Source organism: Acidovorax sp. GW821-FHT11A03 (genome assembly GCF_058809075.1).
Genome location: NZ_JBXASG010000002.1, coordinates 314,487 through 339,479, shown reverse-complemented (window position 1 = coordinate 339,479; position 24,993 = coordinate 314,487). Strand labels below are relative to the sequence as shown.

Below are 24,993 nucleotides of genomic sequence, written 5' to 3'. Positions count from 1 at the left end.
TGAGCCTGTCGAAGCCAGGGTTCTGCCCTCAGCGATAGTTTTCTTTTCAAGCCGGCGCAGATCGGTTTCGAACCCAGGAGACAGACATGGACAAGCAAACTTTGCAGGTCAACGGGGCAGTGTCATTGGCGCTGCGTGTCTACGAACCCGAGGGCGCTCCGCGCGCCAGTGTCGTGATCGGCGGCGCGATGGGGGTGCGGCAGTCGTTCTACGAGGCCTTTGCGCTGTGGATGGCGCAGCAAGGGTTTCGGGTCACCACGTTCGACTACCGGGGCCATGGCGATTCGTTGCAGGGCGCCATGCGCGATGTGAAGGCGGACCTGTTCGACTGGGCACAGGACTACGAGGCGGTGATCACAGCCGCCAAGGCCGCGCTGCCGTCGCAGCCGCTGTACTTGCTGGGCCACAGCCTGGGGGCGCAGTTGCCGGGCCTGTTGAAAAAGCCCGAGCAGGTGGATGGCTTGCTGAGCGTGGCCGCGGGCAGCGGCTACTGGCGCGACAACGCACCGCAGCTCAAGCGCATCGTTCCGTATTTCTGGTGGGTGCTGGTGCCGCTGGCCACGCGGCTGTGCGGGTACTTTCCGGGGCGCACGCTCAAGAAGGTGGGCGACCTGCCTGCGGGGGTGATCCTGCAGTGGCGGCGCTGGTGCTTGCATCCTGCCTACAGCGTGGGTGCCGAGGGGCCTGCGGTGGCGCAGAGTTATGGCGCGGTGCGGTTCCCGGTGCTGGCGCTGTCGATGGCCGACGATGAGCTGATGACCTTGCGGGGCACGCACAACCTGGTGAATTTGTACGCCAACACCGAGCGCCGCGTGGAGAGCATCACGCCGGCCGATCTGCAGGTGCGCCGCATCGGGCACTTCGGTTTCTTTCGCGACCAGTTTCGCCAGAGCCTGTGGCCGCGCGCGGCGGCGGCGCTGGCCGCCCTGGGTGGCGGCGTGCACCACGGCGAAGTCTCCGGTACGACGGCCTGAGCGGTCGTTTCGCGGCACACTCGCAGCATGACTTCCTCTTCATCCACTTCTTCGTCCTCCGCAGCCCACCCGCTGGACGAGGCGCTGCAACTGACGGCCTCGTCCGCTCCGACCGGCCAGTACGAAGGGCAAACCCACCCCGGCTACTGGAACATGGTGGGCCCGTTTGGTGGCATCACCGCCGCCACGCTGCTACAGGCCATCCTGCAGCACACTGACCGGCTCGGCGACCCGTTGTCGCTCACCGTCAACTACGCGGGCGCACTGACAGCCGGTGCGTTCACCGTGCAGGCAACGCCCGTGCGCACCAACCGCTCTACCCAGCACTGGACGCTGTCGATCCTGCAGGCCGGTGCTGACGGCGCGCAGGTGGTCACCACCACCGCCACGGCCGTCACGGCGGTGCGCCGTGAGACCTGGAGCGTGGGCGATGTGCCCATGCCCGAGGTGCCTCCCCCCGCGGAGCACAAGGCCATCGTCGCGCCCAAGGGGGCGGTGGAATGGCTCAGCCGCTATGAGATGCGCCCCATCGCGGGTTTCATCCCGCGCACCTGGGACGGCAGCGGCGACCACAGCCTCACGCAGCTGTGGATGCGCGACGCGCCGCCGCGCCCGCTCGACTTCACCTCGCTGGCGGCACTGGCCGACGTGTTCTTCCCCCGCGTGTGGCTGCGCCGTGCGCGCCAGGTGCCTGCGGGCACGGTGTCCATCACCGTGTACTTCCATGCCACGGCAGAGCAGTTGCAGGCCACGGGCTCCGGCTACCTGCTCGGCCAGGCGCGCGGGCAGGAGTTTCGCAACGGTTTCTTCGACCAGACCGTGCAGCTGTGGAACGAGGCTGGCACCATGCTGGCCACGAGCCACCAGATCGTTTACTACAAGGAATAGGAAGTCGGCCTGTTGCTCTGCACCGTGCATTCCTCCCGTCCTCATCCATCCGACCCCGGAACCTTCACCACCATGACCGACGCCACCCAAGACATCCTCGTCCACACCGAAGCCGGTGTGGCCACCATCACCTTCAACCGTGTGGACAAGAAGAACTCCATCACCACCACCATGTATGCCGCCATGGCCGATGCCCTGGCCGCTGCCGAGGCCGATGCCAGCGTGCGCGTGGTGGTGTTCCAGGGCGACGTGGCGATCTTCAGCGCGGGCAATGACATCGGCGACTTTTTGAAGCAGCCGCCCGCCACGCAGGATTCGCCCGTGTTCCGCTTCCTGCACGGCATCGCGGCCTTTCCCAAGCCCATCATCGCCTCGGTGTGTGGCCCCGCCGTGGGCATCGGCACGACCATGCTGTTCCATTGCGACCTGGTCTATGCGGGCGACAACGCGGCGTTCTCCATGCCCTTCGTGAACCTGGGGTTGTGCCCCGAGGCCGCATCGAGCCTGCTGGTGCCGCAGATGCTGGGGTATCACCGCGCTGCGGAAGCCTTGCTGTTGGGCGAGCCGTTCATGGCCGAGGCCGCCCTGGAGGTGGGCCTGGTCAACCGCGTGGTGCCGCCGACCGAGTGCAATGGCGTGGCGCAGGCGCAGGCGCGCAAGCTGGCGGCCAAGCCGCTGTCGGCGCTGATCGAGACCAAGCGGCTGATGAAGGGGGGGCAGACGGGGAAGGTGCTGGCGGTGATGGCGGAAGAGGGCGCGAGCTTTGGTCGCATGCTGCGCGAGCCGGCAGCGCGGGAAGCGTTCTCGGCGTTTATGGAAAAGAGAAAGCCAGATTTCAGCAAGAGCTGAAATCTGGCCGCCGCGATAGCGGTGCAGACCGCGTAGCGGGCTGAACGATCTTTTGCCAAAAGCGCCGGCTGGATTTCGGCGCACTCTGGGTCCCCGGTTCTTGGTCGTTTTGGCTGCTAGCGCTTTTCTATCAAGCGCTAGCAGCTATCGTTTTTATAGTTATCGAGTTTCTGCCTACCGTTCGGGCTGAGCCCATCGAAGCCAGGGCGTGCTGGTTTGAAAAGCATGCTTGGTTTGAGGGCAGAGGCCGGGAGTCGCCCGGCATGCGAGTAACTTTCTTTCGCGTCGCCGAAAGAAAGTCACCAAAGAAAGGGCGCCCCCCAGTCTGCGACCCCTTCGCAGTGCGAAGGGGCCACCTGCGTCGGGGCGGTTGCTGGGTGCGCCTTGGAACTCGCTTTGCTGCTGCGCAGCGCCGCTCGGACAACCACGGCGAGTCAGAGCACGAGGCATGGGCGCTGCGACGCCCATGCTCACCCCGCAACCGCCCCGCCGCAGGCGCAGCCAGCAGGGGGGTGGACCGCCAAATATCCAGACAGCCGAATAGCCACACGGGCCTTTGCTTCGCTCGGCCCCATCTCGCGGGCGCAAGCGCCACGCGCCACGCGCTGCGCAGGCTGGGCCGAGCGCAGCGACGGCCCGAATGGATGTCCGGCTGCGGGTTCCCTTCTGGATGCGCCTGGGGCGCACAGCGAGTTCTGCGGTGCACCCCGTGACCGAGCACCCCAGTTTGCCCCGTAGCGCAGCGAAGGGGTCGCAGACAGCAGGGTCGCCTTCTCCTTGGTGACTTTCTCTTGGCGACCCAAGGGAAAGTTACTGCGCCGCCGGGCGCACACCCCGGCCTCCGCCCTTCGTTCAGGCACGCTGCATACTATAAAAACAATAGCTTCTAGCGCTTGATGGATAAGCGCTAAAGGCAAAAAAACACCCAAAATCCCGCCAGGCAAAACAACCCGCAATCGCAGCACCTATTTTTACCAAGCACTTGCTTGCTAAAAATAAACAGTTTTGCTATCGTGCCTGCATGGACTCACCCGTGCCGCGCACCCGCGCCATCACCCCCCCGCAAAAGAAAACCCCGGCCCGCCCCCGTGGCAAGGCCGCAGCGTCCCTCGTCGCCAACCCCATCCCCACAGAAACCACGGCAGCCGAAGACCCCCCACGCCGCCCCCGCGGCCGCCCGCGCAAGACCGCCGAAGAACTCGACGATGGCAACCGCCGCCGCAAGCTCATGGACGGCGCCGCCAAACTGTTCCGCACGCAGGGCTTCGCGGCCACCAGCACGCGCGATATTGCCGCCGCCGCAGGCATGCACAGCGGCTCGCCCTTCTACCACTTCGAAAGCAAAAGCGCGCTGCTTTACGCCGTGATGAGCGAGGGCATGACCATGGCCACGCAGAGCCAGCAGCAGGCGCTGGAGGCCTTGCCTGCTGGCGCAGCGCCACGCGCGCAGCTGCGCACGCTGATCCGCCACCACTTCGAGATCCTGCTCGGCCCGCGCAGCAGCTTCATCCCGGTGATGCTCTACGAATGGCGCTCGCTCACGCCCGCGCAGCGCAAGGGCATTGCGCGCATCAAGGACAGCTACGAGGCCGCGTGGATGCCCGCGCTCGATGCCCTCGCGCAGCAGGGCGCGCTGCAGGCAAATCCTGGCGTGGCGCGGCTGTTCATCTTTGGCGCGCTCAACTGGGCCGTGCAGTGGTTCTCGCCCAAGAAGGGCAAGTCGCTCGATGCGCTGACCGACGAGGCCCTGGCCCTTTTCATCCGCGCATAAACAAAAAAATACAAAAAAGGCTGGACCACCATGGCCCCCACGGTTCCGAATGTTTATCAGTCTGTGTTTGCCCCGGGCCTGTTCGCCGGCCAGGTGGTCGTCGTGACGGGCGGCGGCTCGGGCATCGGCCGCTGCACAGCGCACGAGCTGGCGCACCTGGGCGCGCGGGTGGTGCTGGTGGGCCGCAAGCCAGAGAAGCTGCAGGCCGTAGCCGATGAGATCGCCGCGGATGGCGGCGCAGCGTCCTGGCACGCGTGCGACATCCGCTCCGAAGACGCGGTGGTAGTGCTGGTGCAGCAGGTGCTGGCCGCGCACGGGCGCGTCGATGGACTGGTGAACAACGCGGGCGGGCAGTTCATGTCGCCGCTCGAATCCATCAGCGCCAAGGGCTGGGAGGCGGTGCTGCACACCAACCTCACCGGCGGTTTCCTGGTGGCGCGCGAGTGCTACCGGCAGTGGATGGCGCCCAACGGCGGCTCCATCGTCAACATCGTGGCCGACATGTGGGGCTCCATGCCGGGCATGGGGCACAGCGGCGCGGCGCGCGCGGGCATGGTCAGCTTCACCGAAACCGCCGCGCTCGAATGGGCCTGCAGCGGCGTGCGCGTGAATGCCGTCGCGCCGGGCTACATCGCATCGAGCGGCATGGACAACTACCCGCCCGCCGCCGCGCACACGCTGCGCGCCATGCCGCAGACCGTGCCGCTGGGCCGCTTCGGCAACGAGGCCGAGGTGTCGGCGGCCATCGTCTTCCTGCTCAGCCCGGCCGCCAGCTTCATCAGCGGCAGCACGCTGCGTGTGGACGGCGCACGGCCGCAGGTGCGCCTGGGCTGGCCGCTGCGCGTGCCCGATGCCGCCACGCAGCAGCGCGCCGCCGTGAAGCCCTACGGGGGCTTTCACCGCGCACAGGTGCCGCGCGTGTTTGCAGCGTCTGCCGAGCAGGCTTCCAGTGCGTCCAAGGACTCTGAATGACCACCGCCTTTGCTTCGCGCTTTCACTCCGGCGCACCCGATGCGCAACAGCGCCGCGCTGCCCTGGCCGCGCGCCTCGATGCCCTGCGCGCATTGGAAGAACGTGCCGCCGCCGCCTCGGCCCGGTCGCAGCCCCAGTTCGACAAACGCGGCCAGCTGCTGCCGCGCCAGCGCGTGGCGCTGCTGCTGGATGCGGGCGCGCCCTGGCTGCCGCTGTGCACCCTGGCGGGCTACCTGCAGGATGTGAAGGACCCGGCAAAGTCCGTGCCCGGCGGCGGGATGATCGCCGGCATCGGGTTGGTCAGCGGCGTGCGCTGCATGGTGGTGGCCAGCGACTCCGGCATCGAGGCGGGGGCCATCCAGCCCATGGGCCTGGAAAAGATCCTGCGCGTGCAGGAGATCGCGCTGCGCGAGCGCCTGCCCTTCGTGCACCTGGTCGAGAGTGCGGGCGCCAACCTCATGCGCTACCGGGTCGAAGGCTTCGTGCACGGCGGCACATTGTTCCGCAACCTCGCGCGGCTGTCGGCGGCGGGCATTCCGGTGATCACGGTGCAGCACGGCTCGGGCACGGCGGGCGGGGCCTACATGCCGGGGCTGTCGGACGTGGTCATCATGGTGCAGGGCCGCTCGCGCGCCTTCCTGGCCGGGCCGCCGCTGCTCATGGCTGCGACGGGCGAGATCGCGACGGAAGAAGAACTGGGTGGCGCCGAGATGCACACCGCCGTCTCGGGCCTGGGCGAATACCTGGCGCTGGACGACCGCGAGGCCATCGGCATGGCGCGCGACGTGATCGCGCAGACCGGCTGGGCCGCGCTGCCGCGCGCCGCAGCACCTGCGCCCACACTGCCGGCCGACGACCTGCTGGCGCTGATGCCCGCCGACCTGCGCCAGCCCGTGGACATGCGCGAGGTGATCGCGCGGCTGGTGGATGGGTCCGAGCTGCTCGAGTTCAAGGCGCGCTACGGCATGGCCACCCTGTGCGCCCAGGGCCGCATTGGCGGCCACGCGGTGGGCTTCATCAGCAACAACGGCCCCATCGACGTGGCGGGCGCGAACAAGGCCACGCACTTCATCCAGTGGATGTGCCAGCTGGGCCACCCCATCATCTACCTGCAGAACACTACCGGCTACATGGTGGGCAAGGACAGCGAGCAGGGCGGCATGATCAAGCACGGCAGCAAGATGATCCAGGCCGTGACCAACGCCACCGTGCCGCAGATCACCATCCAGTGCGGCGCCAGCTTTGGCGCGGGCAACTACGGCATGTGCGGGCGGGGCTATGCGCCGCGCTTCCTGTTCAGCTGGCCGGGGGCCAAGACAGCGGTCATGGGCGGCGAGCAGGCTGCGCGCACCATGCAGATCGTGACCGAGGCGGCGCTCGCGCGCAAAGGCATCACGCCCGACCCCGCCGAATCGCAGGCCCAGTTCGACAAGATCGTCGCCATGTTCGAGGCCCAGGCCGATGCGTTCTACACCAGTGGCCTGTTGCTGGACGACGGCGTGATCGACCCGCGCGACACGCGCGCCGTGTTGGCGTTTTGCCTGGACACCTGCGCCGAGGCACAGGCCCGCACGCTGCGGCCCCTGAGCTTTGGCGTGGCGCGGATGTAAGAGCCACGCCAAAGCACGCAATCACCCCGATGGCCGAGCCTCTCAAATACCTGCTGAACGACACCGTGCCGCCGCGCATTGCCGCGATGGTGCAGCGCGCGTGGCGCAAGTTCGACACCACCGCGTTTCTGCAGCAAGTAGAGCCCGGCTATGAATCGCTGGAGCTGATGGCACGCGGCCAGCGCATCGCGCAATCCCTGCAGGCGCACCTGCCGCAAGACGTGCCACGCGCGCTGGGTGTGCTGGTCGATTCGATGGACCCACCCATGGGCCTCGATGCCGCTGGCGAACCCGATGCGGGTGACCGGCCCTACAGCGCCTTCCTGTACTTGCCGCACAGCATCTACATCGGCACGCACGGCCTGCCGCATTTCGAGGCGGCCATGGCCGCGCAGCACGCGCTGACCCAGCGCTTTACCGCCGAGTTCTGCATCCGCCCCTACCTGCTGCACCACCAGGGCGCCACGCTCGCGCGGCTGCGGGACTGGGCCCAGGACGACAACGCCCACGTGCGCCGCCTGGTGAGCGAAGGCACGCGGCCCCGCCTGCCCTGGGCACCGCGCCTGCCCGCATTCCAGAAGGACCCGCAGCTGGCCCTGCCGTTGCTCGATGCGCTCAAGGACGACCCGTCGTCCTATGTGCGCCGCTCGGTGGCCAACCACCTGGGCGACATCGCCAAGGATCACCCCGACCTGGCCGTAGGCACCGCCCGCACCTGGCTGCAGGGCGCATCCGCACCGCGTGAAGCCCTGGTGCGCCACGGCCTGCGTTTTCTCATCAAGCGTGGCGACGCTGGTGCGCTCGATGCCCTGGGCGTGGGGCATGCCGTGGCGTTGGACGTGCGGGCCGCGCGCGTGCTGCCTGCCAGCGCACGCATCGGAGACAAGGTGCGCATCGAGGCCGAGCTGCACAACCCCACGTCCCGGCCCCAGCGCGTGCTGGCCGACCTGAAGGTGCACTACGTCAAGGCCCACGGCGGTGCCGCGCCCAAGGTGTTCAAGCTGCAAACGCTGGACATCGCCCCCGGTGCCACGGTGGCCGTGGGCAAGACGCTGTCGCTGCAGCAGATGACCACGCGCACCCACTACCCCGGCGCGCACCAGGTGGAACTGGTACTCAACGGGCGGCCGCAGCCGCTGGGGCAGTTCCAGTTGTCGTGATCGAGATCCACACAAACAAAACACCGGAGACAAACACCATGCAGTTCACGCACGAGCACCGCGAGATCCAGAAGACCCTCAAGCGCTTCATCGATGAAGAGATCAACCCCCACGTGGACGAGTGGGAGGCGGCCGAGATCTTCCCCGCGCACGAGGTCTTCAAGAAGATGGGCAACCTGGGCCTGCTGGGTCTGTGCAAGCCCGAGGAATACGGCGGCGCCGGGCTGGACTATTCGTACAGCCTGGCCATGGCCGAGACGCTGGGCTACATCCACTGCGGCGGCGTGCCCATGGCCATTGGCGTGCAGACCGACATGTGCACGCCCGCGCTGGCGCGCTACGGCAGCGAAGAACTCAAGCGCAACTTTCTGGCCCCTGCGATTGCGGGCGACATGGTGGGCTGCATCGGCGTGAGCGAGCCTGCGGCGGGCAGCGATGTGTCGGGCATCAAGAGCGTGGCCCGCAAGGATGGTGATGACTACGTGATCACCGGCCAGAAGATGTGGATCACCAACAGCCTGCAGGCCGACTGGATGTGCATGCTGGTCAACACGGGCGAAGGCCCCGTGCACAAGAACAAGAGCCTGGTGATGGTGCCCCTGCGCGATGGCCCCGGCGGCAAGCTCACCAAGGGCATCGAGGTGGCGCAAAAGATCCGCAAGATCGGCATGCACAGCAGCGACACCGGCCTGATCTACTTTGACGAGGTGCGTGTGCCGCAGCGCTATCGCATCGGCGCAGAAGGGCAGGGCTTCATCTACCAGATGCAGCAGTTCCAGGAGGAGCGCCTGTGGTGTGCCGCCAGCACGCTCGAATCGCTGAACCACTGCATCCAGTGGACCATCGACTATGCGCAGGAGCGCAAGCTCTTTGGCAGCACGCTGGCCGACCAGCAGTGGGTGCAGTTCAAGCTGGCCGAACTCAAGACCGAGGTCGAGGCCCTGCGCGCGCTCACCTACCGCGCGTGCGACCTGTATGTGAACGGGCAGGACGTGCTGGAGCTGGCCAGCATGGCCAAGCTCAAGGCCGGCCGCCTGAACCGCGAGGTGCCCGACACCTGCCTGCAGTTCTGGGGCGGCATGGGCTACACGCTGGAGAACAAGGTCTCGCGCATGTACCGCGACGGGCGGCTGGCGTCGATTGGCGGCGGTGCGGACGAGGTGATGCTGGGCATCCTCGCCAAGCTGATGGGCATCGCCAAGAGATGAGCAACACCCCCCTGAGCGACTTCGTCGCTTCCCCCTGCCCGCATTGCTGCGCAATGCGGGCAGGGGGACGCAGCCCTCGCTGCGGGGCGGCCCTTGCTCGGCTGCCCTGGCACTGGGCCGCGCCAGTTTCGTATGTCGTGCGTAGCGCGCAGCACGGTGGAGACCTGACATGCCTTTACAGATAACCCGCGCGCCGCTGGCCAGCGGCTGTGTGGAAACCTGGACGCTCAACGACCCGGCCAGCCGCAATGCGCTGTCCGAGGCGATGGTGGACGCCCTGCTGTCCGCGTGTGAGCGGGCTGCGGCCGATTCCGATCTGCGCGGCGTGGTGCTGCGCGGTGCCGGTGGGCACTTCTGCGCGGGTGGCAGTCTGGGCGGTTTTGCCAAGACGATTGGCCAGCCGCTGGCTGCGGGCGAAGCCGACCCGCTGGTGCCCCTGAACCGCCGCTTTGGTGCCCTGCTGCAGGCCCTGTGTGAGTTGCCCCAGTGGCTCATCGTGGCGGTGGAGGGCGCGGCCATGGGTGGCGGCTTTGGTCTGGTGTGCTGCGCTGATCAGGTGCTGGCACACAGCGGCGCGCAGTTCGCCACGCCCGAGGTCACGCTGGGCATCGTGCCTGCGCAGATCGCGCCCTTTGTGGTGCGGCGCCTTGGCCCGTCTGCTGCACGGCGGTGTTTGCTGACAGGCGAGCGCTGGGATGCTGCTGCCGCCCAGCGCTTGGGCCTGGTCGATGACCTGGTGGAGGGCGACATGAATGTCGCTTTGCAGGCAGCCATTGCACGCCACGCTGCCGCAGCGCCGCAAGCCGTGGCCGCTACCAAACGTTTGTTGCTGGCCCAGCCCGAAACGCCGTTGCCCGCGCTGCTGGACGAAGCAGCAATTGCTTTTTCGCAAGCGCTGCGTGGCCCCGAGGCGCCGCAAGGGCTGGCGGCGTTTGCTGCGCGCAAGGCGCCGCCGTGGAGTGCGACCTGATGAAAAAAATCCTTATCGCCAATCGCGGCGAAATCGCCCGCCGGGTGATTCACACCGCCCACCGTATGGGCATCGAAACGGTTGCCGTCTACTCCGACCCCGATGCCAACGCCCTGCATGTGCGCGAAGCCACCCAAGCCGTGACGCTGGGTGGCGAGACCAGCGCCGACACCTACCTGCGCACCGACAAACTGCTGGCCGCCGCCCGCGCCGCCGGGGCCGATGCCGTGCACCCCGGCTATGGCTTCCTCAGCGAGAACGCCGACTTCGCCCAGGCCGTGGTGGATGCGGGCCTGACCTGGATCGGCCCGCCGCCCGGCGCCATCCGTGCACTCGGCAGCAAAGCCGGTGCCAAGGCGCTGGCCCAGGCGCATGGCGTGCCCTGCCTGCCCGGCTACGCGGGGGATGACCAGAGCGACGAACGCTTTGCCGCCGAGGCAGCGCGCATCGGCACGCCCCTCATGGTCAAGGCCGTGGCAGGCGGGGGAGGGCGTGGCATGCGCCTGGTCACCGACCTGGCGCAGTTGCCTGCCGCGCTGGCCAGTGCCCGGTCGGAGGCGCTGGCGGGCTTTGGCTGTGGTGACCTGCTGATCGAGCGCGCGCTGCTGCAGCCGCGCCATGTGGAGGTGCAGATCTTTGCCGACGCCCACGGCGGATGTATCCACCTGGGCGAGCGCGATTGCTCGGTGCAGCGCCGCCACCAGAAGATCATCGAAGAGTCCCCCAGCCCGGCCGTGGACGCCGCGCTGCGCGAACGCATGGGCGCCTGTGCCGTGGCGCTGGCACAGTCTGCTGGCTATGTGGGGGCGGGCACGGTGGAGTTTTTGCTGGATGGCAGTGGCTTGAGCGACGCCGGGCCGCCCCAAGTCGCGAAGGCCCCCTCGGGGGGCAGCGAACCACGCGACGCGGGGAGCGTGGGGGCCAGTTTCTACTTGATGGAGATGAACACCCGCCTGCAGGTGGAGCACCCGGTGACCGAAGCGCTCACCGGGCTGGACCTGGTGGAATGGCAAATCCGCGTGGCACGGGGCGAACCGCTGCCACTCGCGCAAGACCATGTGCGCCTCCAAGGCCACGCCATCGAGGTGCGCCTGTGTGCCGAAGACGCGCACTTCCGCCCTCACACCGGCCGCGTGCTGCAGTTCAGCGCGCCGCCCGCCACCGCGTTTGAACGGGCCGCGCCGGGCGCGCTGCGTTTTGACCATGCGCTGGAGGAGGGGGCAGAGGTCACGCCTCACTACGACGCCATGCTGGGCAAGCTCATCGTGCACGCGCCTACCCGGGCCGAGGCCATTGCCGTGCTGGTGCGTGCGCTGCACGGCACCCGCGTGCTGGGCCTGCCGACCAACCGCGCGTTTTTGGCTGCCTGCTTGCAGCACCCGGTGTTTGCCAGTGGGCAGGCGCTGGTGCCGTTCTTGGCTGAACACGCCGCAGATGTGCAGAATTCGCTATTAAAAAAGGAGCTGAAAGCGCTTATTCACTGCGCGGTAGAGGCCATTTTTGCTTCAAAAATGTCGTCTGAATTGCCCTGTGCGCTCGCCCGCCCGATGCGCCTGCGCCACCAGGGCCAGGTACATGCCGTCGCCGTGCGCGAGCTGGGCGGTGGGCGGCTGCAGGTAGAGCAGAGCGGGGCTGAGCCCACCGACTTCACGCTGCAACTGTCCCAGCATGGCGTGCATTACGCGGCTGTGGGACCGTTGCGCTGGCACTGGCAGTCGTGCGGTGTGGATGGCTGGGTGGAGGACGCATCGTGGGAGCCCGCAGCGCGCGCCGATGCGGCGGGCGGCGCGGCCGAGCTGCGCGCGCCCTTCAACGGCAAGGTGGTCGGGCTGCCCGTGGCTGCAGGCCAGGCGCTGGCGGCGGGCGACACGGTGGTAGTCATCGAATCCATGAAGCTCGAACACAGCCTGTCCAGCCCCGCAGCCGCCACCGTGGCCGAGCTGCTGGTGGCCCCCGGCCAGCAGGTGTCGCCCGGCCAGGTGCTGGCCCGCTTTGCACCTGCCACGCAAGGAGCGCCCGCATGACCGCCTCATCCGATGCCGCCCCTGTGAGCGACGAAGACCGCACCGCCCTCGCCGACACCGTCACCCGCTTTGCCCGCACCGAGATCGCCCCGCATGTGGACGCATGGGACGCGGCCGGTGAATTCCCCCGCAGCCTGTACCGCCGCGCGGCCGACCTGGGCCTGCTGGGCCTGGGCTACCCAGAGCAGTACGGCGGCACGCCTGCCAGCTACGCCTTGCGCCTGCCGCTGTGGCGCGCGCTCAGTCGCCACGGTGCCAGCGGCGGTGTGCTGGCCAGCCTGCTGTCGCACAACATCGGTTTGCCGCCCGTGCTGGCGCATGGCAGCGATGCTGTGCGTGCCGAGGTCATTCCACCGGTGCTGGCGGGCGAGCAGATTGCCGCACTGGCGATCACCGAACCCGGTGGCGGGTCCGACGTGGCCCAACTCAAGACCACAGCGCGGCGCGAGGGTGATGACTACATCGTCAACGGCGAAAAGGTGTTCATCACTTCCGGCATGCGCGCGGACTGGATTACCGTGGCCGTCCGCACCGGTGATGCCGGCAGCAAGGGCTCTGGCGGCATCTCCATGCTGCTCATCCCCGGCCACAGTGCAGGCCTGTCGCGCAGCAAGCTCGACAAGATGGGCTGGCTGTGCTCCGACACCGCCCATCTGCGCTTTGACAACGTGCGCGTGCCCGCCCGCTACCTGCTGGGCGAAGAGGGCGCGGGCTTTCGCATCATCATGGCCAACTTCAACGGTGAGCGCTTTGGCCTGGCTGCATCGGCCCTTGGCTTTGCCGAGGCCTGCTACGACGAAGCCCTGGCCTGGGCCCGCCAGCGCAAGACCTTTGGCGCCGCGCTGGTGGAGTACCAGGTCATCCGCCACAAGCTGGTGGACATGCAGATGCGCATCCAGTCCACCGCCGCGTGGTGCGAGTCCGTGGCCGCGCAGGCCGACGTGGGCCGCACCGGCCCCGAGTGGGTGGCGCAGGTGTGCCTGCTCAAGAACCACGCCACCCAAACCATGCAGTTCTGCGCCGACCAGGCCGTGCAGATCCTGGGCGGCATGGGCTTCATGCGTGGCACCGTCAGCGAGCGCATCTACCGCGAGGTCAAGGTCATGATGATCGGCGGCGGTGCGGAAGAAATCATGAAAGACCTGGCTGCACGACAGCTCGGCATTTGAGAGATTGAAGGAGACAGGCCCCATGCACAGCACCGACCACGGCAACAAAGCCATCATCACCTGCGCGATCACCGGCGTGCTGACCGACCCCGGCCAGCACCATGTGCCCGTCACGCCCGAGCAACTGGCAAAAGAAGCCCGCCGCGCCTACGACGCAGGAGCCGCCGTCGTCCACGTGCACTTTCGCAACCAGGAGCCCGGCAAGGGCCACCTACCCAGCTGGGACCCGCAGGTAGCGCGCGACTGCGTGCAAGCCATGCGCGAGGCCTGCCCCGGTTTGATCATCAACCAGACCACCGGCGTGGTCGGCCCCCACTACCAGGGTCCGCTCGACTGCCTGCGCGCCACCCGCCCCGAGATGGCCGCTTGCAACGCGGGCTCGCTCAACTACCTGAAGGTGCGCAGCAACGGCACCTGGGCCTGGCCGCCCATGCTGTTCGACAACCAGCCCGCCAAGGTCAAGGACTTCATCGACGTGATGCTGGAGACCGGCACGCTGCCCGAGTTCGAATGCTTCGACGTAGGCATCGTGCGCTGCGTGGAGATGTATGTGCAGACCGGCATGTACACCGAGCGCCTGCCCGAATACAACTTTGTGATGGGCGTCGAATCCGGCATGCCCGCCGACCCGGACCTGCTGCCCATCTTGCTCAAGCTAAAAATCAAGGATGCCCCCTGGCAAGCCACCGTCATCGGCCGCAGCGAGATCTGGCCCGTGCACCAGCGCGTGGCCGAGCTGGGCGGGCATTTGCGCAGCGGGCTGGAGGATACGTTCTATCTGCCGGATGGGGCGAAGGCGGATTCAAATGGACCGTTGATTGAACAGTTGGCGCAATACGCGCGCAATGCGGGGCGGGAGGTGGCTTCGCCGCAGGAGGCGCGGGGGATATTGGGGTTGAAGGCTGCGGGCACGCCGCTATAGCGATTGGCGCTGGTGCCGAGTTACCCAACGCTGTCCCCCTACCGGACTAAGCTCGACTTTTCTAGATGATGTACTTTGCTCGAAACTCTTCAGCGCTATGAACAAGAGCTGTGCGGTGAATCATTCGGTGGCAGTTTGCGCACAGTACCGTGAAGTCGCTTTTGGCATCCAGAGTTAGTTTTTGCCCTTTGAAGTCGGCGATCGGTAGCAGGTGATGGGCTTCGATGAAGTTTCGCCCAAGGCTCCCGTACTTTGCTTCAAAGTCGAAACCGCATGCTTTGCACGTATAGCCATGGGCTAGCTTGGCTCGATGAGCTAGTTTTCGGTTTCGCTCAACCCTTTTGTGCTCACGCAATTTTCTGAGATCTTCTTCCCCTAAGTTGCTTTCATCCTCCTCGGCTTCAGCACGTTCGAAAAGCTCTGGCGCTCTCGATACCAGTACGAAATAGAGATCAACAAAGCGCCGGAGATCCGCTTCAAGAACGTTGTCGTTAGGCAGCTCTTCTCTGGGGTAGTAGATGGAGCAAACGTTACCCGCCTCGTAGTAAGAGCTGAGATTGGCCGAGCCTCCAGAAGCAAGATCGAGATCGCCAGTCAATAGTCCGTCAGCTAGAGGGCCCAGTCGAGCGAGAAAGTCGGCAGCTCTCACTCTTAGCGCCCTTTTTGCTTCTGCCCCGTACTGCTTCCGAGCGCTTGTTACCCCCTGGTTGATCGAGAGATGAATGCCTCTGAAATCTTCGCGCACTAGGTAGACGATGTAGTAGCTGTCTTGCGCGCTCTCAGTGATGAACCGGTCGTATACGGCGGCCCAAGGTGCGCGGGCCCAGTTTCCTTGTCCAGGACTCCCGTGGGTCACATAGCGAGGATTTGGCCCAACTGCTTCGCTTAAAACCCTCGGTACTTCGTTTCGAATGAAGTAAGCCACCGCGTCGCCTGCGAACTTGCGTTCCATGGCTTTCGGATACTCATCGAGGAACAAAGTGAATGCTGCGTTAAGGCTCATGTGATCTAAAGGGAAACTTTTCGGCAACGCCTTGCATGGCGGTGGGTCTATGAAAGTGGAACATAGCGCTGAACTGCTGCCCTTGGCGCGGAAGGCGACTTCATTTGATCAATATGTTGGCCGAGATCCTTCGATTGAAACGCGCGTTTTTGTATCCACCGAAAATTGAGCCCCATACTTCGCCGCCAGTTCATCCGCACGCTTCAGGAACGCCTCAACACCCGTTCCATAAACGAACTGCATCGCTCCCCCCGTCCAAGCCGGAAACCCAATCCCAAAAATCGACCCAATGTTCGCGTCATGCACGCTGGTCAACACGCCCTCGGCCAGGCAGCGCGCGGTCTCGATGGCCTGACGGTAGAGCAGCCGGTCCTGGATCTCCTGCACGCTCCATTCCAAGCCGGGCTTTTCGAACAGCGTTTTCAACTCCGGCCACAGGTGCTTCTTGGCGCCTGCGGGGTAGTCGTAAAAGCCGCCGCCACCCGCGCGACCGGGGCGCTTCAGCTCCTTGACCATGCGTTCCACCAGCAGCTCGCCGGGCGTGGCGGTGTAGGTTTTGCCTTCGGCGGCGTAGTCGGCGCGGGTCTGGTCCAGCACGTGCACGCTCAGGGTCAGCGCGGTTTCGTCCAGCACGGCCAGTGGGCCCACGGGCAGGCCGGCCTGCATGGCGGCGTTTTCAATCGCAGCGGCGGGGATGCCTTCGCCCAGCATGGCGGCGCCTTCCATCACAAAGGTGCCGAAGGTGCGGCTGGTGTAGAAGCCGCGGGAGTCGTTGACGACGATGGGCACCTTGCCAAGGGCCTGCACGTAGTCGAACGCGCGGGCTACGGTCTCGTCGTCCGTCTGTTTGCCGCGAATGATCTCCACCAGTTTCATCTTGTCCACGGGGCTGAAGAAGTGGATGCCGACAAACTTCTCGGGCTTGCTGCTGGCCGTGGCCAGGCCGCTGATGGGCAGGGTGGAGGTGTTGCTGGCAAAGAAGCCGCCGGGGGCCAAGTGCGGCTCGGCCTCTTGCGTGACCTTGGCTTTGAGGTCGCGGCTTTCGAACACGGCTTCGATGATGAGGTCGCAGCCCGCCAGGTCGGCCGCGCTGGCGGTGGGCGTGATGCGGGCCAGTAGGGCCTGCTGCGCCTCGGCGGTCATGCGGCCTTTGTCCACGCGGGCCTGCGTGAGCTTGGCGCTGTAGGCCTTGCCGGCCTCGGCCTGCTCCGCGCTCACGTCCTTGAGCACGGTGGCGATGCCCCGACTGGCCTGGGCCCAGGCGATGCCCGCGCCCATCATGCCGGCGCCCAGGATGCCGACCTTTTGCGGCTTGTAACGTGGGGCTGAGCCCGGGCGCGACTTGCCGCTCTTGATCGCGTTCATGTCGAAGAAGAACGTGTTGATCATGTTGCGTGCCACGGGGCCGGTCATCAGGCGGGCAAGGTAGCGGCTTTCAATGCGCAGGGCCGTGTCGTAGTCCACCATCGCGCCTTCGACCATGGCGGCCAGCGCGGCCTCGGGCGCGGGGTAGCGGCCGCGCGTGGTCTTCTTGAGCATGGCGGGCGCGACGGTGAGGGCGCCTGCAATCTTGGGGTTGGCGGGCGTGCCGCCGGGCATCTTGTAGTTCTTGTCGTCCCACGGCTGCACCGCGTGCGGGTGGGTGGCGATGTGGGCCAGGGCGGCGGGCAGCAGTTGTTCGCGCGCAGCCACCAGCTCGTGCACCAGTTGCAGGTCCAGCGCCTCGGCGGGGTTGAAGAGCTTGCCCTCCAGGATGAAGGGCTGCGCGCCCATCAGGCCCAGCAGGCGCGTCATCTTGGTCACGCCGGTGGCGCCGGGCATCAGGCCCAGCGTGACCTCGGGCAGGCCGAACTGGATCTTGGGGTCGGCCACGGCGATGCGGTAGTGGGCGATCAGGGCCACCTCCCACCCGCCGCCCAGCGCGGCGCCGTTGAGGCAGGCCACCACCGGCAGCCCCAAGGTTTCGAGCGTGCGGAAGTGCTTCTTCATGCGCTCGATTTCGCCAAACGCGTTGGGCGCATCGGCGGGCGTCAGGCGCATGGTGGCCTTGAGGTCGGCACCCGCAAAGAAGCTGGTCTTGGCGGATGCCAGCACGATGCCCTTGAGCGCGGCGCCCAGGCGTTCGCGGTCGCCCAGCACCTGGGCCGTGACCTCGCCCAGCTCTTGCTGCCACTGGCGGCACATGGTGTTAACGGGGGAGTTGGTTTCGTCAAACGTGATGACGGCGACCTGGCCTTCGGTGTCCTGGGCGGGGATGAGTTCGTAGCGGATGGTTTGCATGCTGATGTCTCCGAATCGGTAATGCGCCATGGCGCAGCTATGGGGCGCGGCCTTGGATGAAGCGTGGCCGAGGCCAGCGGACGCCGTGGAACTGGCTTTGCCAGGCCAGTGGCGTCGTCCCCCTTCCCATCGCGCAGCGATGAGAGAAGGGGGAAGCGGCGCAGCTGCTCAGGGGGTTGTTCCTCATACGCGTTCAACGATGGTGGCAATGCCCATGCCTCCGCCCACGCACAGCGTGGCCAGGCCATAGCGCTGGCCCCGGCGGTGCAGTTCGTCAATCAGGGTGCCGAGGATCATGGCGCCCGTGGCGCCCAGGGGGTGGCCCATGGCGATGGCACCGCCGTTCACGTTGACCTTGTCGTGCGGCACGCCCAGCTCGCGCATGAAGCGCATGGGCACGGCGGCGAAGGCCTCGTTCACTTCGAACAGGTCGATCTGGTCGATGGTCATGCCCGCGCGGGCCAGCGCCTTCTTGGCGGCGGGCACGGGGCCGGTGAGCATGATGGTGGGGTCGGCGCCGCTCAGCGCCGTGGCCACGATGCGCGCGCGGGGCGTCAGGCCATGGGCCTTGGCGGCAGCCTCGTTGCCGATGAGCACGGCGGCGGCGCCATCCACGATGCCCGACGAGTTGCCCGCGTGGTGCACGTGGTGGATGCGCTCCACCTGCGGGTAGCGTTGCAGCGCCACGGCGTCAAAGCCCATGCCGCCCAGTTGCTCGAACGATGCCTTGAGCGCACCCAAGCCTTCGAGTGTCGTCTTGGGCTTGATGAATTCGTCTTCCGCCAGGATGGTCTGGCCGATGAAGTCGCGCACGGGCACGACCGAATTCTTGAAGTAGCCCGCTGCGCGCGCGGCGGTGGCGCGGCGCTGCGATTCGAGGGCGAAGGCATCCACGTCGGCGCGGGTGTAGCCATCCAGCGTGGCGATCAGGTCGGCGCCGATGCCCTGGGGCACGAACAGGGTTTCCGAATTGGTGGCGGGGTCTTGCGCCCAGGCGCCGCCGTCGGAGCCGATGGGCACGCGGCTCATGCTCTCCACGCCGCCCGCCACCACCAGGTCTTCCCAGCCGCTGCGCACCTTTTGCGCGGCCAGGTTCACCGCTTCGAGGCCCGATGCGCAGAAACGGTTGACCTGCACACCCGCGCATCGGAAGTCCCACCCGGCCTTGAGCGCGGCCACTTTGGGCAGCACCGAACCCTGCTCGCCCACGGGCGAGACGATGCCCATGACCACGTCGTCCACCGCGGCGGTGTCAAAGCGGTGGCGCGCCTGCAGCTCGATCAATAAGCCGGTGAGCAGGTCGATGGGCTTGACCTCGTGCAGGGTGCCGTCCTTCTTGCCCTTGCCGCGCGGGGTGCGCAGCGCATCGAATACATAGGCTTCGGTCATGAATGGTCTCCGGTGGTCTTTAAACTGGAAGCTCGCTGGGTGATCGGGCAGGCGCTTGGGAGGCGCGCCCCATGCGGGTCGGCAGCGAGCGGTGCCTCGGCGGCGCACACCACAACAGCGCGCTTTCTGACGCGCGTGCGGTGGTTTTTGCACTATCTTTCTGCGGTTGCTCTCTCATTTTTGGCTATGAAACGAAATACATCCTCTGCATTGCAGCGCATGGTCCGTGGCGCTGTGGAATACGACGACACGCGCGATGGGTTTGCGCTGGAACACCATGTGGTACTGGCCGCATCCAGCGCGCTGGCGGTGGCGGCCTTCATGGCACCCAGCCGCAGCTCGGCGGCGATTCGGGGCATCGGCGCGGGTTTGCTGCTGATGCGTGCCCTGAGCGGCAGCCAAGGTGTCCGCTCCTGGTTGAATGTCACCGACCGCCGCCCCGGCGCGCCGCTCAGCCCCGAGGAAGCCCGCGCCGCCTGGTACCTGTGACGGTGTTGGGCGCCCGTCGCGGCGCAGTCCGTGGCGCTGGTCATGGTGCTATTTGCCCAGGCCCATGGCGCGCGCAATCACTTCTTTCATGATCTCGTTCGTGCCGCCGTAGATGCGCTGCACGCGCGCATCGGCGTAGGCGCGGGTGATGGGGTATTCCCACATGTAGCCGTAGCCGCCGAAGAGCTGCACGCATTCGTCCATCACCTTGCACTGCAGGTCGGTGGTCCAGTACTTGGCCATGCTGGCGGTATCGGTGTCGAGCTGGTCGCGCGTGATCAGCTCGCAGCACTTGTCCACGAACACGCGGGCCACCTGCACCTGGGTCTGCAGCTCGGCCAGGGTGTGGCGGGTGTTCTGGAACGAGGCCACGCTCTGGCCGAAGACCTTGCGCTGCTTGACATAGTCCACCGTCCAGTCGATGGCGGCCTGCGCGGACGCCACGGCGGTGATGGCGATCTGCAGGCGCTCCCATGGCAGCTGCTCCATCAGGCAGATGAAGCCGCGCCCTTCCATGGCGGGGCCGCCCAGCAGGTTGGCGGCGGGCACCTTCACGTCGGTGAAGAACAGCTCGGAGGTGTCCTGCGCCTTCATGCCCATCTTCTTGAGGCGCTGGCCTTTTTCAAAACCGGGCATGCCGCGCTCCACCAGAAAGAGGCTGGTGCCCTTGGCCCCGGCCGCCGGGTCGGTCTTGGCGACCACGATCACCACATCGGCATGCCAGCCGTTGGTGATGAAGGTCTTGCTGCCGTTGAGCACGTAGTGCGATCCATCTGCGCTTTTCATGGCGGTGGTCTTGATGCCCTGCAGGTCGCTGCCCGCGGCGGGCTCGCTCATGGCGATGGCGCCTACCATGGCGCCGCTGGCCATCTGCGGTAGGTAGCGGCGCTTTTGCTCCTCGGTGCCGTAGTGCAGGATGTACGGCGCCACGATCTCGCTGTGCAGACCAAAGCCGATGCCCGTGGTGCCGGCGCGCGCCAGCTCTTCCATCTGCGCCACGGAGTAGAGCTTGTCGGCCCCGGCGCCGCCGTATTCCTCGGGCAGGCTCATGCACAGAAAGCCGTTGGCGCCCGCTTGGCTCCACACCTCGCGCGCCACGTAGCCCTGGTCTTCCCAGTCGGCGTGGTGGGGCGTTACCTCCTTGTCGATGAAGCGGCGAAAGCTGTCGGCAAAGGCCTGGTGGTCGGGCTGGAAGAGGGTGCGTTCGATCATGGCGGTGGATTCGGTCTATTTATGCAAAGTTACTGCTTGGTTAAATTCTGCCACCGACTGGGGCCGAGCGCACCCCCTGAAACACAAAAGCCGCCCGAAGGCGGCTTGGGAGCGGGTGGTCAGACCCTCATGGCTTGACGTAGTCGGACACCACCTTCCACTTGCCATCGGTGATCTGCGACAGGCGAGAAAGATCGCTGCCCAGGCGCTTTTGCGGGCCGTAGGTGGCCTCGGCGCTGCCGAACATGTCGGGCGGGATCACCATGGTGTCCATGGCCTTGATGAAGCTGTCGGTGGTAAGGCTGGTGCCCGCCTTCTGGGCTGCCTTGATGAAGGCATCCACCGCCCCGTAGCCGTAGACCGAGAACACCGTGGGGTCTTCGTTGAACTTGGTCTTGTACTTGTTGGCCCAGAAGCGGATGGGCTGGCTGGCCTCGTCCAGGTAGGGGTGCTGCACCGTCATGGTGGCGTACAGCCCGTCCATGGGCTTGCCGCCCAGCTTGTGGATGAGGTCGGTGTACGCGGCGCTGGAGCCCAGGAACGTGGGGTTGAAGCCCGTTTTGCGCGACTCGCCGATGGTGCCGATGGTCTCGCGGATGATGGTGCCCAGGATCACGAAGTCGCAGTCCGACGACTTCATCTTGGCGACCTGCGACGAGAAGTCGGTGGCGCCGCGTTTGTACGACGTCTTCTCGGTGAATTCCATGCCCAGGGACTTGAGCGCCGCCTCGCCGCCACGCATCACCTCCAGGCCGAATTCATCGTCCTGGTAGATGGTGCAGACCTTCTTGGCGCCTTTTTCCTTGATGAGCTTGGGTGCGGCCAGGCGGATCTGGTCGTAGTAGGTGGCGGCGAACGAATACTTGAGCTTGTGGAAGGGCTCGTACATTTCGCGCGCGGCGGTGACCGGGAAGAAGTTGATCACGTTCTTGCTGAACTGGACGGGCATGGCGGCCAGGTTCTGTGCCGTGCCGATGTGCGCCACCATCATGAAGATCTTGTCCTGGTTCACGAGCTTCTGCGCGGCCAGCACGGCTTTCTTCGGGTCGTAGCCCGAGTCTTCCACCTTCAGGTCGAGCTTGCGGCCGTTGACGCCGCCTTGCTCGTTGGCCTCGTCCACGCGCAGCATCATGCCCAGCCGCACCTGCTTGCCAAAGCCCGCCAGCGGGCCGGACAGGTCCTGGATGGAGCCCAGGGTGATGGTGTCCTTGCTCACGCCCTGGCTGGGCTGCGCCTGCGCAGCACCTGCGGCCATGGCCACGATGGCCAGCGCGGCAATGTGATGAAGTTTCATGGCACGTCTCCTTGAATGGATCAGTCGTTATAGAACGATGCCCAGGGTGGGGCACCAGCACTTTCCCTATGCCGCGCGCCACCTGGCGCAGGCTGCCTAGCGGTACATGGCGTCAATCTGGGGCGCGTACTTCTGCTGCACCAGCTTGCGCTTGAGCTTCATGGTGGGCGTGAGCTCCTCGTCCTCGGCGGTGAGCTGCGTGTCGAGCAGGAAGAACTTCTTGATCTGCTCCACGCGGGCGAACCGGGTGTTCACGCGGTCGATCTCGGCCTGGATCAGGTCCTGCACCTCGCGGGCGCGGGTCAGGCTGGCGTAGTTGCTGAAGGGCACGTCGTTGTCCTGCGCATATTTCTCCACGTTCTCCTGGTCGATCATGATGATCACCGTGAGGTAGGGGAGCTTGTCGCCGATGACGACGGCGTCCGTCACGTAGGGGCTGAACTTGAGCTCGTTCTCCAGCTCGCTGGGCGTGATGTTCTTGCCCCCGGCCGTGATGATGATGTCCTTCATGCGGTCGGTGATGCGCAGGTAGCCGTCGGCGTCGATGGTGCCCACGTCGCCCGTGTGCAGCCAGCCGTCGGCGTCGATGGTCTCGGCCGTCTTTTCTGGCAGGTTGAGGTAGCCCTTGAACACATTGGGGCCGCGCACCAGGATCTCGCCCGTGGCGGGGTCGATGCGCACCTCGTTGTAGCTGGCCGCCGGGCCGATGGAGCCGGGCTTGATGCGGCTGGCGGGCACGCCGGTGGCGGCGCCGCAGGTCTCCGTCATGCCCCACACCTCCAGCATGGGCACGCCCAGGGCCAGGTACCACTTCACCAGTTCGGGCGAGATGGGCGCTGCGCCCGTGACGAGGAAGCGCGCGCGGTGGATGCCGATGAGCTTGCGCACGTTGTTCAGCGCCAGAAAGCGCGCCAGCATGAACTGCGCCTTCAGCAGTCCCCCTACCGGCTGGCCCGCCAGCACGCGGTCTGCAATGCGGGTGCCCACGCCAATCGACCAGGCATAGGCCGCCTGCTGCAGGCGCGTGGATTCCTTGAGCGCGATCATCACGCCCGAATAGAACTTCTCCCACACGCGCGGCACGGCGGTGAACACCGTGGGCGCGATCTCGCGCACGTTCTCGGGCACGGTGTCGGGGTTCTCGACAAAGTTCAGGCGCGAGCCGGTGTACAGCGAGAAGTACTCGCCGCCCATGCGCTCGGCGATGTGGCACAGCGGCAGGAAGCACATGGCCTCGTCGTCTTCGGTGCGCGATATCAGCGTGTTGTAGCCGCGCACCGTGTAGGTGAGCGCGGCGTGCGTGTGCATCGCGCCCTTGGGCTTGCCGGTGGTGCCCGAGGTGTAGACGAGGATGGCCACGTCCTCGGGCTGGCAGGCCTGTACCCGGCGCATGAGCGCGTCGGGGTTCTGCTGGTTCCAGGCGCGGCCCATGTCGCGCAGCGCATCCAGGCTGATGACGCCCGGGTCCTGAAGGCCCCGCAGGCCCTCCATGTCGAACACGACGATCTTGCGCAGCAGCGGCAGGTTGGCGCGCACCTCCAGTGCCTTGTCGAGCTGCTCATCGTCTTCGACGAACAGCACGCTGGTGCTGGAGTCTTCGCTCAGGTAGTGCACCTGGGCGGCCGCGTCGGTGGGGTAGATGCCGTTGGACACGCCGCCGCAGCTGAGCACGGCCAGGTCGGCCAGCACCCATTCGATGTTGGTGCTCGACAGGATGGAGGCGCAGTCGCCGCGCGCAAACCCCAGCGACATGAGTCCGCCCGCGATCTCGCGCACGGCCTCGGCGGTCTGGTCCCAGGTCCAGCTCTTCCAGATCCCCATTTCCTTCTGGCGCATCCACACGCGCGGGCCGCGCTCGGCCACGGCGTTCCAGAACATGGCCGAGATGGTGCTGCCGGCCAGCACGTCGGTGCCGGCGGGCTGGATGTGATCGAGGTCCCAGAGATTGCTCATGTAGTCCTCACCGCCAAGTCTTTTTCTTCTTCCACCGCCGCTCACCCCGCACGCCGACATCCTTCATGCCCAGGTAGAACTCCTTGATGTCGTCCTTCTCGCGCAGGCGCTCGCAGCTGTCCTCCATCACGATGCGGCCGTTCTCCAGCACGTAGCCGTAGTCCGATGCGTTGAGCGCCATGTTGGCGTTCTGCTCGACCAGCAGGATGGTGGTGCCGCGCTCGCGGTTGATGCGCACCACGATCTCGAAGATCTCCTTGGTGAGCTTCGGGGACAGGCCCAGGCTGGGCTCGTCGAGCAGGATGAGTTCGGGGTTGGCCATGAGCGCGCGCGAGATGGCCAGCATCTGCTGCTGCCCGCCCGAGAGCAGGCCCGCGTCCTGCGCGGCGCGTTCCTTCAGGATGGGGAAGTAGCCGTACACGGTTTCGATGTCGCGCGCCACGGCGTCGGCGTCGCCGCGGGTGTAGGCGCCCATGAGCAGGTTGTCGCGCACCGACAGCAGCGCGAACACCTCGCGCCCCTCGGGCACATGCATGAGGCCCCGGCGCACGATGGCCGCCGGGTCGTTGGCGGTGATGTCGGCGCCCTGGAACTCGATGGAGCCCTTGCGCGGGTCGATGATGCCGCTGATGGTCTTCAGGATGGTGGTCTTGCCCGCGCCGTTGCTGCCCAGCACGGCGGCGATCTCGCCGCGCCGCACCTGCAGGCTCACGCCCCGGATGGCCTTGATGGGGCCGTAGGCGCTTTCCACATTCTGAAGGCGCAGCAGAGGTTGGTCGGCCGCCGCGGCGGCTGGTGTGTTGGCGGCGGCAAGTACGGCGCTCATTCGGAAACCTCCGTGCTGCGCACTGCGGTG

20 protein-coding genes are annotated in these 24,993 nt (G+C 66.4%); 13 read left to right on the top strand and 7 right to left on the bottom strand.

Annotation, left to right across the window (positions count from 1 at the left end; genetic code table 11):
• The first annotated feature begins 86 nt into the window (after positions 1 to 86).
• From AC1RVY_RS05285 to AC1RVY_RS05230, 12 genes are all read left to right on the top strand, one after another.
• Positions 87 to 974 (top strand): alpha/beta hydrolase family protein, encoded by an 888-nt coding sequence (locus AC1RVY_RS05285; RefSeq protein ID WP_492805621.1) that lies wholly within the window; start codon positions 87 to 89, stop codon positions 972 to 974.
• A gap of 27 nt (positions 975 to 1,001) precedes the next feature.
• Positions 1,002 to 1,862 (top strand): acyl-CoA thioesterase, encoded by an 861-nt coding sequence (locus AC1RVY_RS05280; protein ID WP_369641377.1) that lies wholly within the window; start codon positions 1,002 to 1,004, stop codon positions 1,860 to 1,862.
• Between the two features lie 72 nt (positions 1,863 to 1,934).
• Positions 1,935 to 2,711 carry an enoyl-CoA hydratase gene (locus AC1RVY_RS05275; RefSeq protein ID WP_218293215.1) on the top strand — a complete coding sequence of 259 codons (777 nt, stop codon included), beginning with the start codon at positions 1,935 to 1,937 and terminating at the stop codon, positions 2,709 to 2,711.
• Positions 2,712 to 3,732: 1,021 nt separating this feature from the next.
• A complete protein-coding gene (locus AC1RVY_RS05270) occupies positions 3,733 to 4,482 on the top strand; it encodes a TetR/AcrR family transcriptional regulator (protein ID WP_492805619.1) in 750 nt (249 codons plus the stop codon).
• Between the two features lie 30 nt (positions 4,483 to 4,512).
• Entirely contained in the window at positions 4,513 to 5,454 is a 942-nt protein-coding gene (locus AC1RVY_RS05265) for an SDR family oxidoreductase (protein ID WP_492805617.1), read from the top strand.
• Positions 5,451 to 7,064: an acyl-CoA carboxylase subunit beta gene (locus AC1RVY_RS05260; RefSeq protein WP_492805616.1), complete on the top strand. Its 1,614-nt coding sequence runs from the start codon at positions 5,451 to 5,453 to the stop codon at positions 7,062 to 7,064. Before AC1RVY_RS05265 ends, AC1RVY_RS05260 begins: the two co-directional genes overlap by 4 nt.
• 29 nt (positions 7,065 to 7,093) lie before the next feature.
• The gene (locus tag AC1RVY_RS05255; RefSeq protein WP_492805614.1) at positions 7,094 to 8,224 is read left to right on the top strand and encodes a DNA alkylation repair protein; all 1,131 of its coding nucleotides are present in this window, start codon (positions 7,094 to 7,096) and stop codon (positions 8,222 to 8,224) included.
• Positions 8,225 to 8,262: 38 nt separating this feature from the next.
• On the top strand, positions 8,263 to 9,432 hold the full coding sequence (locus AC1RVY_RS05250) for an acyl-CoA dehydrogenase family protein (RefSeq protein ID WP_492805612.1): 1,170 nt from the start codon (positions 8,263 to 8,265) through the stop codon (positions 9,430 to 9,432).
• Between the two features lie 169 nt (positions 9,433 to 9,601).
• Entirely contained in the window at positions 9,602 to 10,402 is an 801-nt protein-coding gene (locus AC1RVY_RS05245) for an enoyl-CoA hydratase/isomerase family protein (protein ID WP_492805611.1), read from the top strand.
• Positions 10,402 to 12,426, top strand: coding sequence for an acetyl/propionyl/methylcrotonyl-CoA carboxylase subunit alpha (locus tag AC1RVY_RS05240; protein WP_492805609.1), 2,025 nt, complete (start codon positions 10,402 to 10,404; stop codon positions 12,424 to 12,426). The genes AC1RVY_RS05245 and AC1RVY_RS05240 overlap by 1 nt, the downstream gene beginning before the upstream one ends.
• Complete coding sequence (locus AC1RVY_RS05235; protein ID WP_492805608.1) at positions 12,423 to 13,595, top strand: acyl-CoA dehydrogenase family protein; 1,173 nt, start codon at positions 12,423 to 12,425, stop codon at positions 13,593 to 13,595. The genes AC1RVY_RS05240 and AC1RVY_RS05235 overlap by 4 nt, the downstream gene beginning before the upstream one ends.
• Positions 13,596 to 13,617: 22 nt before the next feature.
• Complete coding sequence (locus AC1RVY_RS05230; RefSeq protein ID WP_492805606.1) at positions 13,618 to 14,517, top strand: beta-keto acid cleavage family enzyme; 900 nt, start codon at positions 13,618 to 13,620, stop codon at positions 14,515 to 14,517.
• A gap of 61 nt (positions 14,518 to 14,578) precedes the next feature.
• Here the strand turns inward: AC1RVY_RS05230 and AC1RVY_RS05225 are convergent, their stop codons facing one another.
• The 3 genes from AC1RVY_RS05225 to AC1RVY_RS05215 form a co-directional block, all read right to left on the bottom strand.
• Positions 14,579 to 15,520: an MrcB family domain-containing protein gene (locus AC1RVY_RS05225; RefSeq protein ID WP_492805605.1), complete on the bottom strand. Its 942-nt coding sequence runs from the start codon at positions 15,518 to 15,520 to the stop codon at positions 14,579 to 14,581.
• A gap of 108 nt (positions 15,521 to 15,628) precedes the next feature.
• Positions 15,629 to 17,800, bottom strand: coding sequence for a 3-hydroxyacyl-CoA dehydrogenase NAD-binding domain-containing protein (locus tag AC1RVY_RS05220; protein WP_492805604.1), 2,172 nt, complete (start codon positions 17,798 to 17,800; stop codon positions 15,629 to 15,631).
• A gap of 183 nt (positions 17,801 to 17,983) precedes the next feature.
• A complete protein-coding gene (locus AC1RVY_RS05215) occupies positions 17,984 to 19,189 on the bottom strand; it encodes an acetyl-CoA C-acetyltransferase (RefSeq protein WP_492805602.1) in 1,206 nt (401 codons plus the stop codon).
• Positions 19,190 to 19,375: 186 nt separating this feature from the next.
• On the opposite strand from AC1RVY_RS05215, the gene AC1RVY_RS05210 reads away from it, so the two are divergent.
• Complete coding sequence (locus tag AC1RVY_RS05210; protein WP_225584958.1) at positions 19,376 to 19,678, top strand: hypothetical protein; 303 nt, start codon at positions 19,376 to 19,378, stop codon at positions 19,676 to 19,678.
• A 48-nt stretch (positions 19,679 to 19,726) separates the two neighbouring features.
• Here the strand turns inward: AC1RVY_RS05210 and AC1RVY_RS05205 are convergent, their stop codons facing one another.
• The 4 genes from AC1RVY_RS05205 to AC1RVY_RS05190 all read right to left on the bottom strand — a co-directional run bounded on the left by AC1RVY_RS05205 (position 19,727) and on the right by AC1RVY_RS05190 (position 24,963).
• Complete coding sequence (locus tag AC1RVY_RS05205) at positions 19,727 to 20,890, bottom strand: acyl-CoA dehydrogenase family protein (RefSeq protein ID WP_492805600.1); 1,164 nt, start codon at positions 20,888 to 20,890, stop codon at positions 19,727 to 19,729.
• A gap of 127 nt (positions 20,891 to 21,017) precedes the next feature.
• Complete coding sequence (locus tag AC1RVY_RS05200) at positions 21,018 to 22,184, bottom strand: ABC transporter substrate-binding protein (RefSeq protein WP_218340479.1); 1,167 nt, start codon at positions 22,182 to 22,184, stop codon at positions 21,018 to 21,020.
• Between the two features lie 96 nt (positions 22,185 to 22,280).
• Positions 22,281 to 24,137: an AMP-dependent synthetase/ligase gene (locus AC1RVY_RS05195; RefSeq protein ID WP_218293232.1), complete on the bottom strand. Its 1,857-nt coding sequence runs from the start codon at positions 24,135 to 24,137 to the stop codon at positions 22,281 to 22,283.
• A gap of 7 nt (positions 24,138 to 24,144) precedes the next feature.
• Entirely contained in the window at positions 24,145 to 24,963 is an 819-nt protein-coding gene (locus tag AC1RVY_RS05190; protein ID WP_492805597.1) for an ABC transporter ATP-binding protein, read from the bottom strand.
• Between the last annotated feature and the right edge of the window lie 30 nt (positions 24,964 to 24,993).

What these genes read in the sequence shown, in the direction of transcription:
- AC1RVY_RS05220 (WP_492805604.1), bottom strand. Translation starts at nt 17,800, where the DNA reads ATGCAAACCATCCGCTACGAACTCATCCCCGCCCAGGACACCGAAGGC.
- AC1RVY_RS05255 (WP_492805614.1), top strand. Translation starts at nt 7,094, where the DNA reads ATGGCCGAGCCTCTCAAATACCTGCTGAACGACACCGTGCCGCCGCGC.
- AC1RVY_RS05245 (WP_492805611.1), top strand. Translation starts at nt 9,602, where the DNA reads ATGCCTTTACAGATAACCCGCGCGCCGCTGGCCAGCGGCTGTGTGGAA.
- AC1RVY_RS05280 (WP_369641377.1), top strand. Translation starts at nt 1,002, where the DNA reads ATGACTTCCTCTTCATCCACTTCTTCGTCCTCCGCAGCCCACCCGCTG.
- AC1RVY_RS05215 (WP_492805602.1), bottom strand. Translation starts at nt 19,189, where the DNA reads ATGACCGAAGCCTATGTATTCGATGCGCTGCGCACCCCGCGCGGCAAG.
- AC1RVY_RS05225 (WP_492805605.1), bottom strand. Translation starts at nt 15,520, where the DNA reads ATGAGCCTTAACGCAGCATTCACTTTGTTCCTCGATGAGTATCCGAAA.
- AC1RVY_RS05210 (WP_225584958.1), top strand. Translation starts at nt 19,376, where the DNA reads ATGAAACGAAATACATCCTCTGCATTGCAGCGCATGGTCCGTGGCGCT.
- AC1RVY_RS05275 (WP_218293215.1), top strand. Translation starts at nt 1,935, where the DNA reads ATGACCGACGCCACCCAAGACATCCTCGTCCACACCGAAGCCGGTGTG.
- AC1RVY_RS05235 (WP_492805608.1), top strand. Translation starts at nt 12,423, where the DNA reads ATGACCGCCTCATCCGATGCCGCCCCTGTGAGCGACGAAGACCGCACC.
- AC1RVY_RS05250 (WP_492805612.1), top strand. Translation starts at nt 8,263, where the DNA reads ATGCAGTTCACGCACGAGCACCGCGAGATCCAGAAGACCCTCAAGCGC.
- AC1RVY_RS05200 (WP_218340479.1), bottom strand. Translation starts at nt 22,184, where the DNA reads ATGAAACTTCATCACATTGCCGCGCTGGCCATCGTGGCCATGGCCGCA.
- AC1RVY_RS05195 (WP_218293232.1), bottom strand. Translation starts at nt 24,137, where the DNA reads ATGAGCAATCTCTGGGACCTCGATCACATCCAGCCCGCCGGCACCGAC.
- AC1RVY_RS05230 (WP_492805606.1), top strand. Translation starts at nt 13,618, where the DNA reads ATGCACAGCACCGACCACGGCAACAAAGCCATCATCACCTGCGCGATC.
- AC1RVY_RS05190 (WP_492805597.1), bottom strand. Translation starts at nt 24,963, where the DNA reads ATGAGCGCCGTACTTGCCGCCGCCAACACACCAGCCGCCGCGGCGGCC.
- AC1RVY_RS05205 (WP_492805600.1), bottom strand. Translation starts at nt 20,890, where the DNA reads ATGATCGAACGCACCCTCTTCCAGCCCGACCACCAGGCCTTTGCCGAC.
- AC1RVY_RS05240 (WP_492805609.1), top strand. Translation starts at nt 10,402, where the DNA reads ATGAAAAAAATCCTTATCGCCAATCGCGGCGAAATCGCCCGCCGGGTG.
- AC1RVY_RS05265 (WP_492805617.1), top strand. Translation starts at nt 4,513, where the DNA reads ATGGCCCCCACGGTTCCGAATGTTTATCAGTCTGTGTTTGCCCCGGGC.
- AC1RVY_RS05285 (WP_492805621.1), top strand. Translation starts at nt 87, where the DNA reads ATGGACAAGCAAACTTTGCAGGTCAACGGGGCAGTGTCATTGGCGCTG.
- AC1RVY_RS05260 (WP_492805616.1), top strand. Translation starts at nt 5,451, where the DNA reads ATGACCACCGCCTTTGCTTCGCGCTTTCACTCCGGCGCACCCGATGCG.
- AC1RVY_RS05270 (WP_492805619.1), top strand. Translation starts at nt 3,733, where the DNA reads ATGGACTCACCCGTGCCGCGCACCCGCGCCATCACCCCCCCGCAAAAG.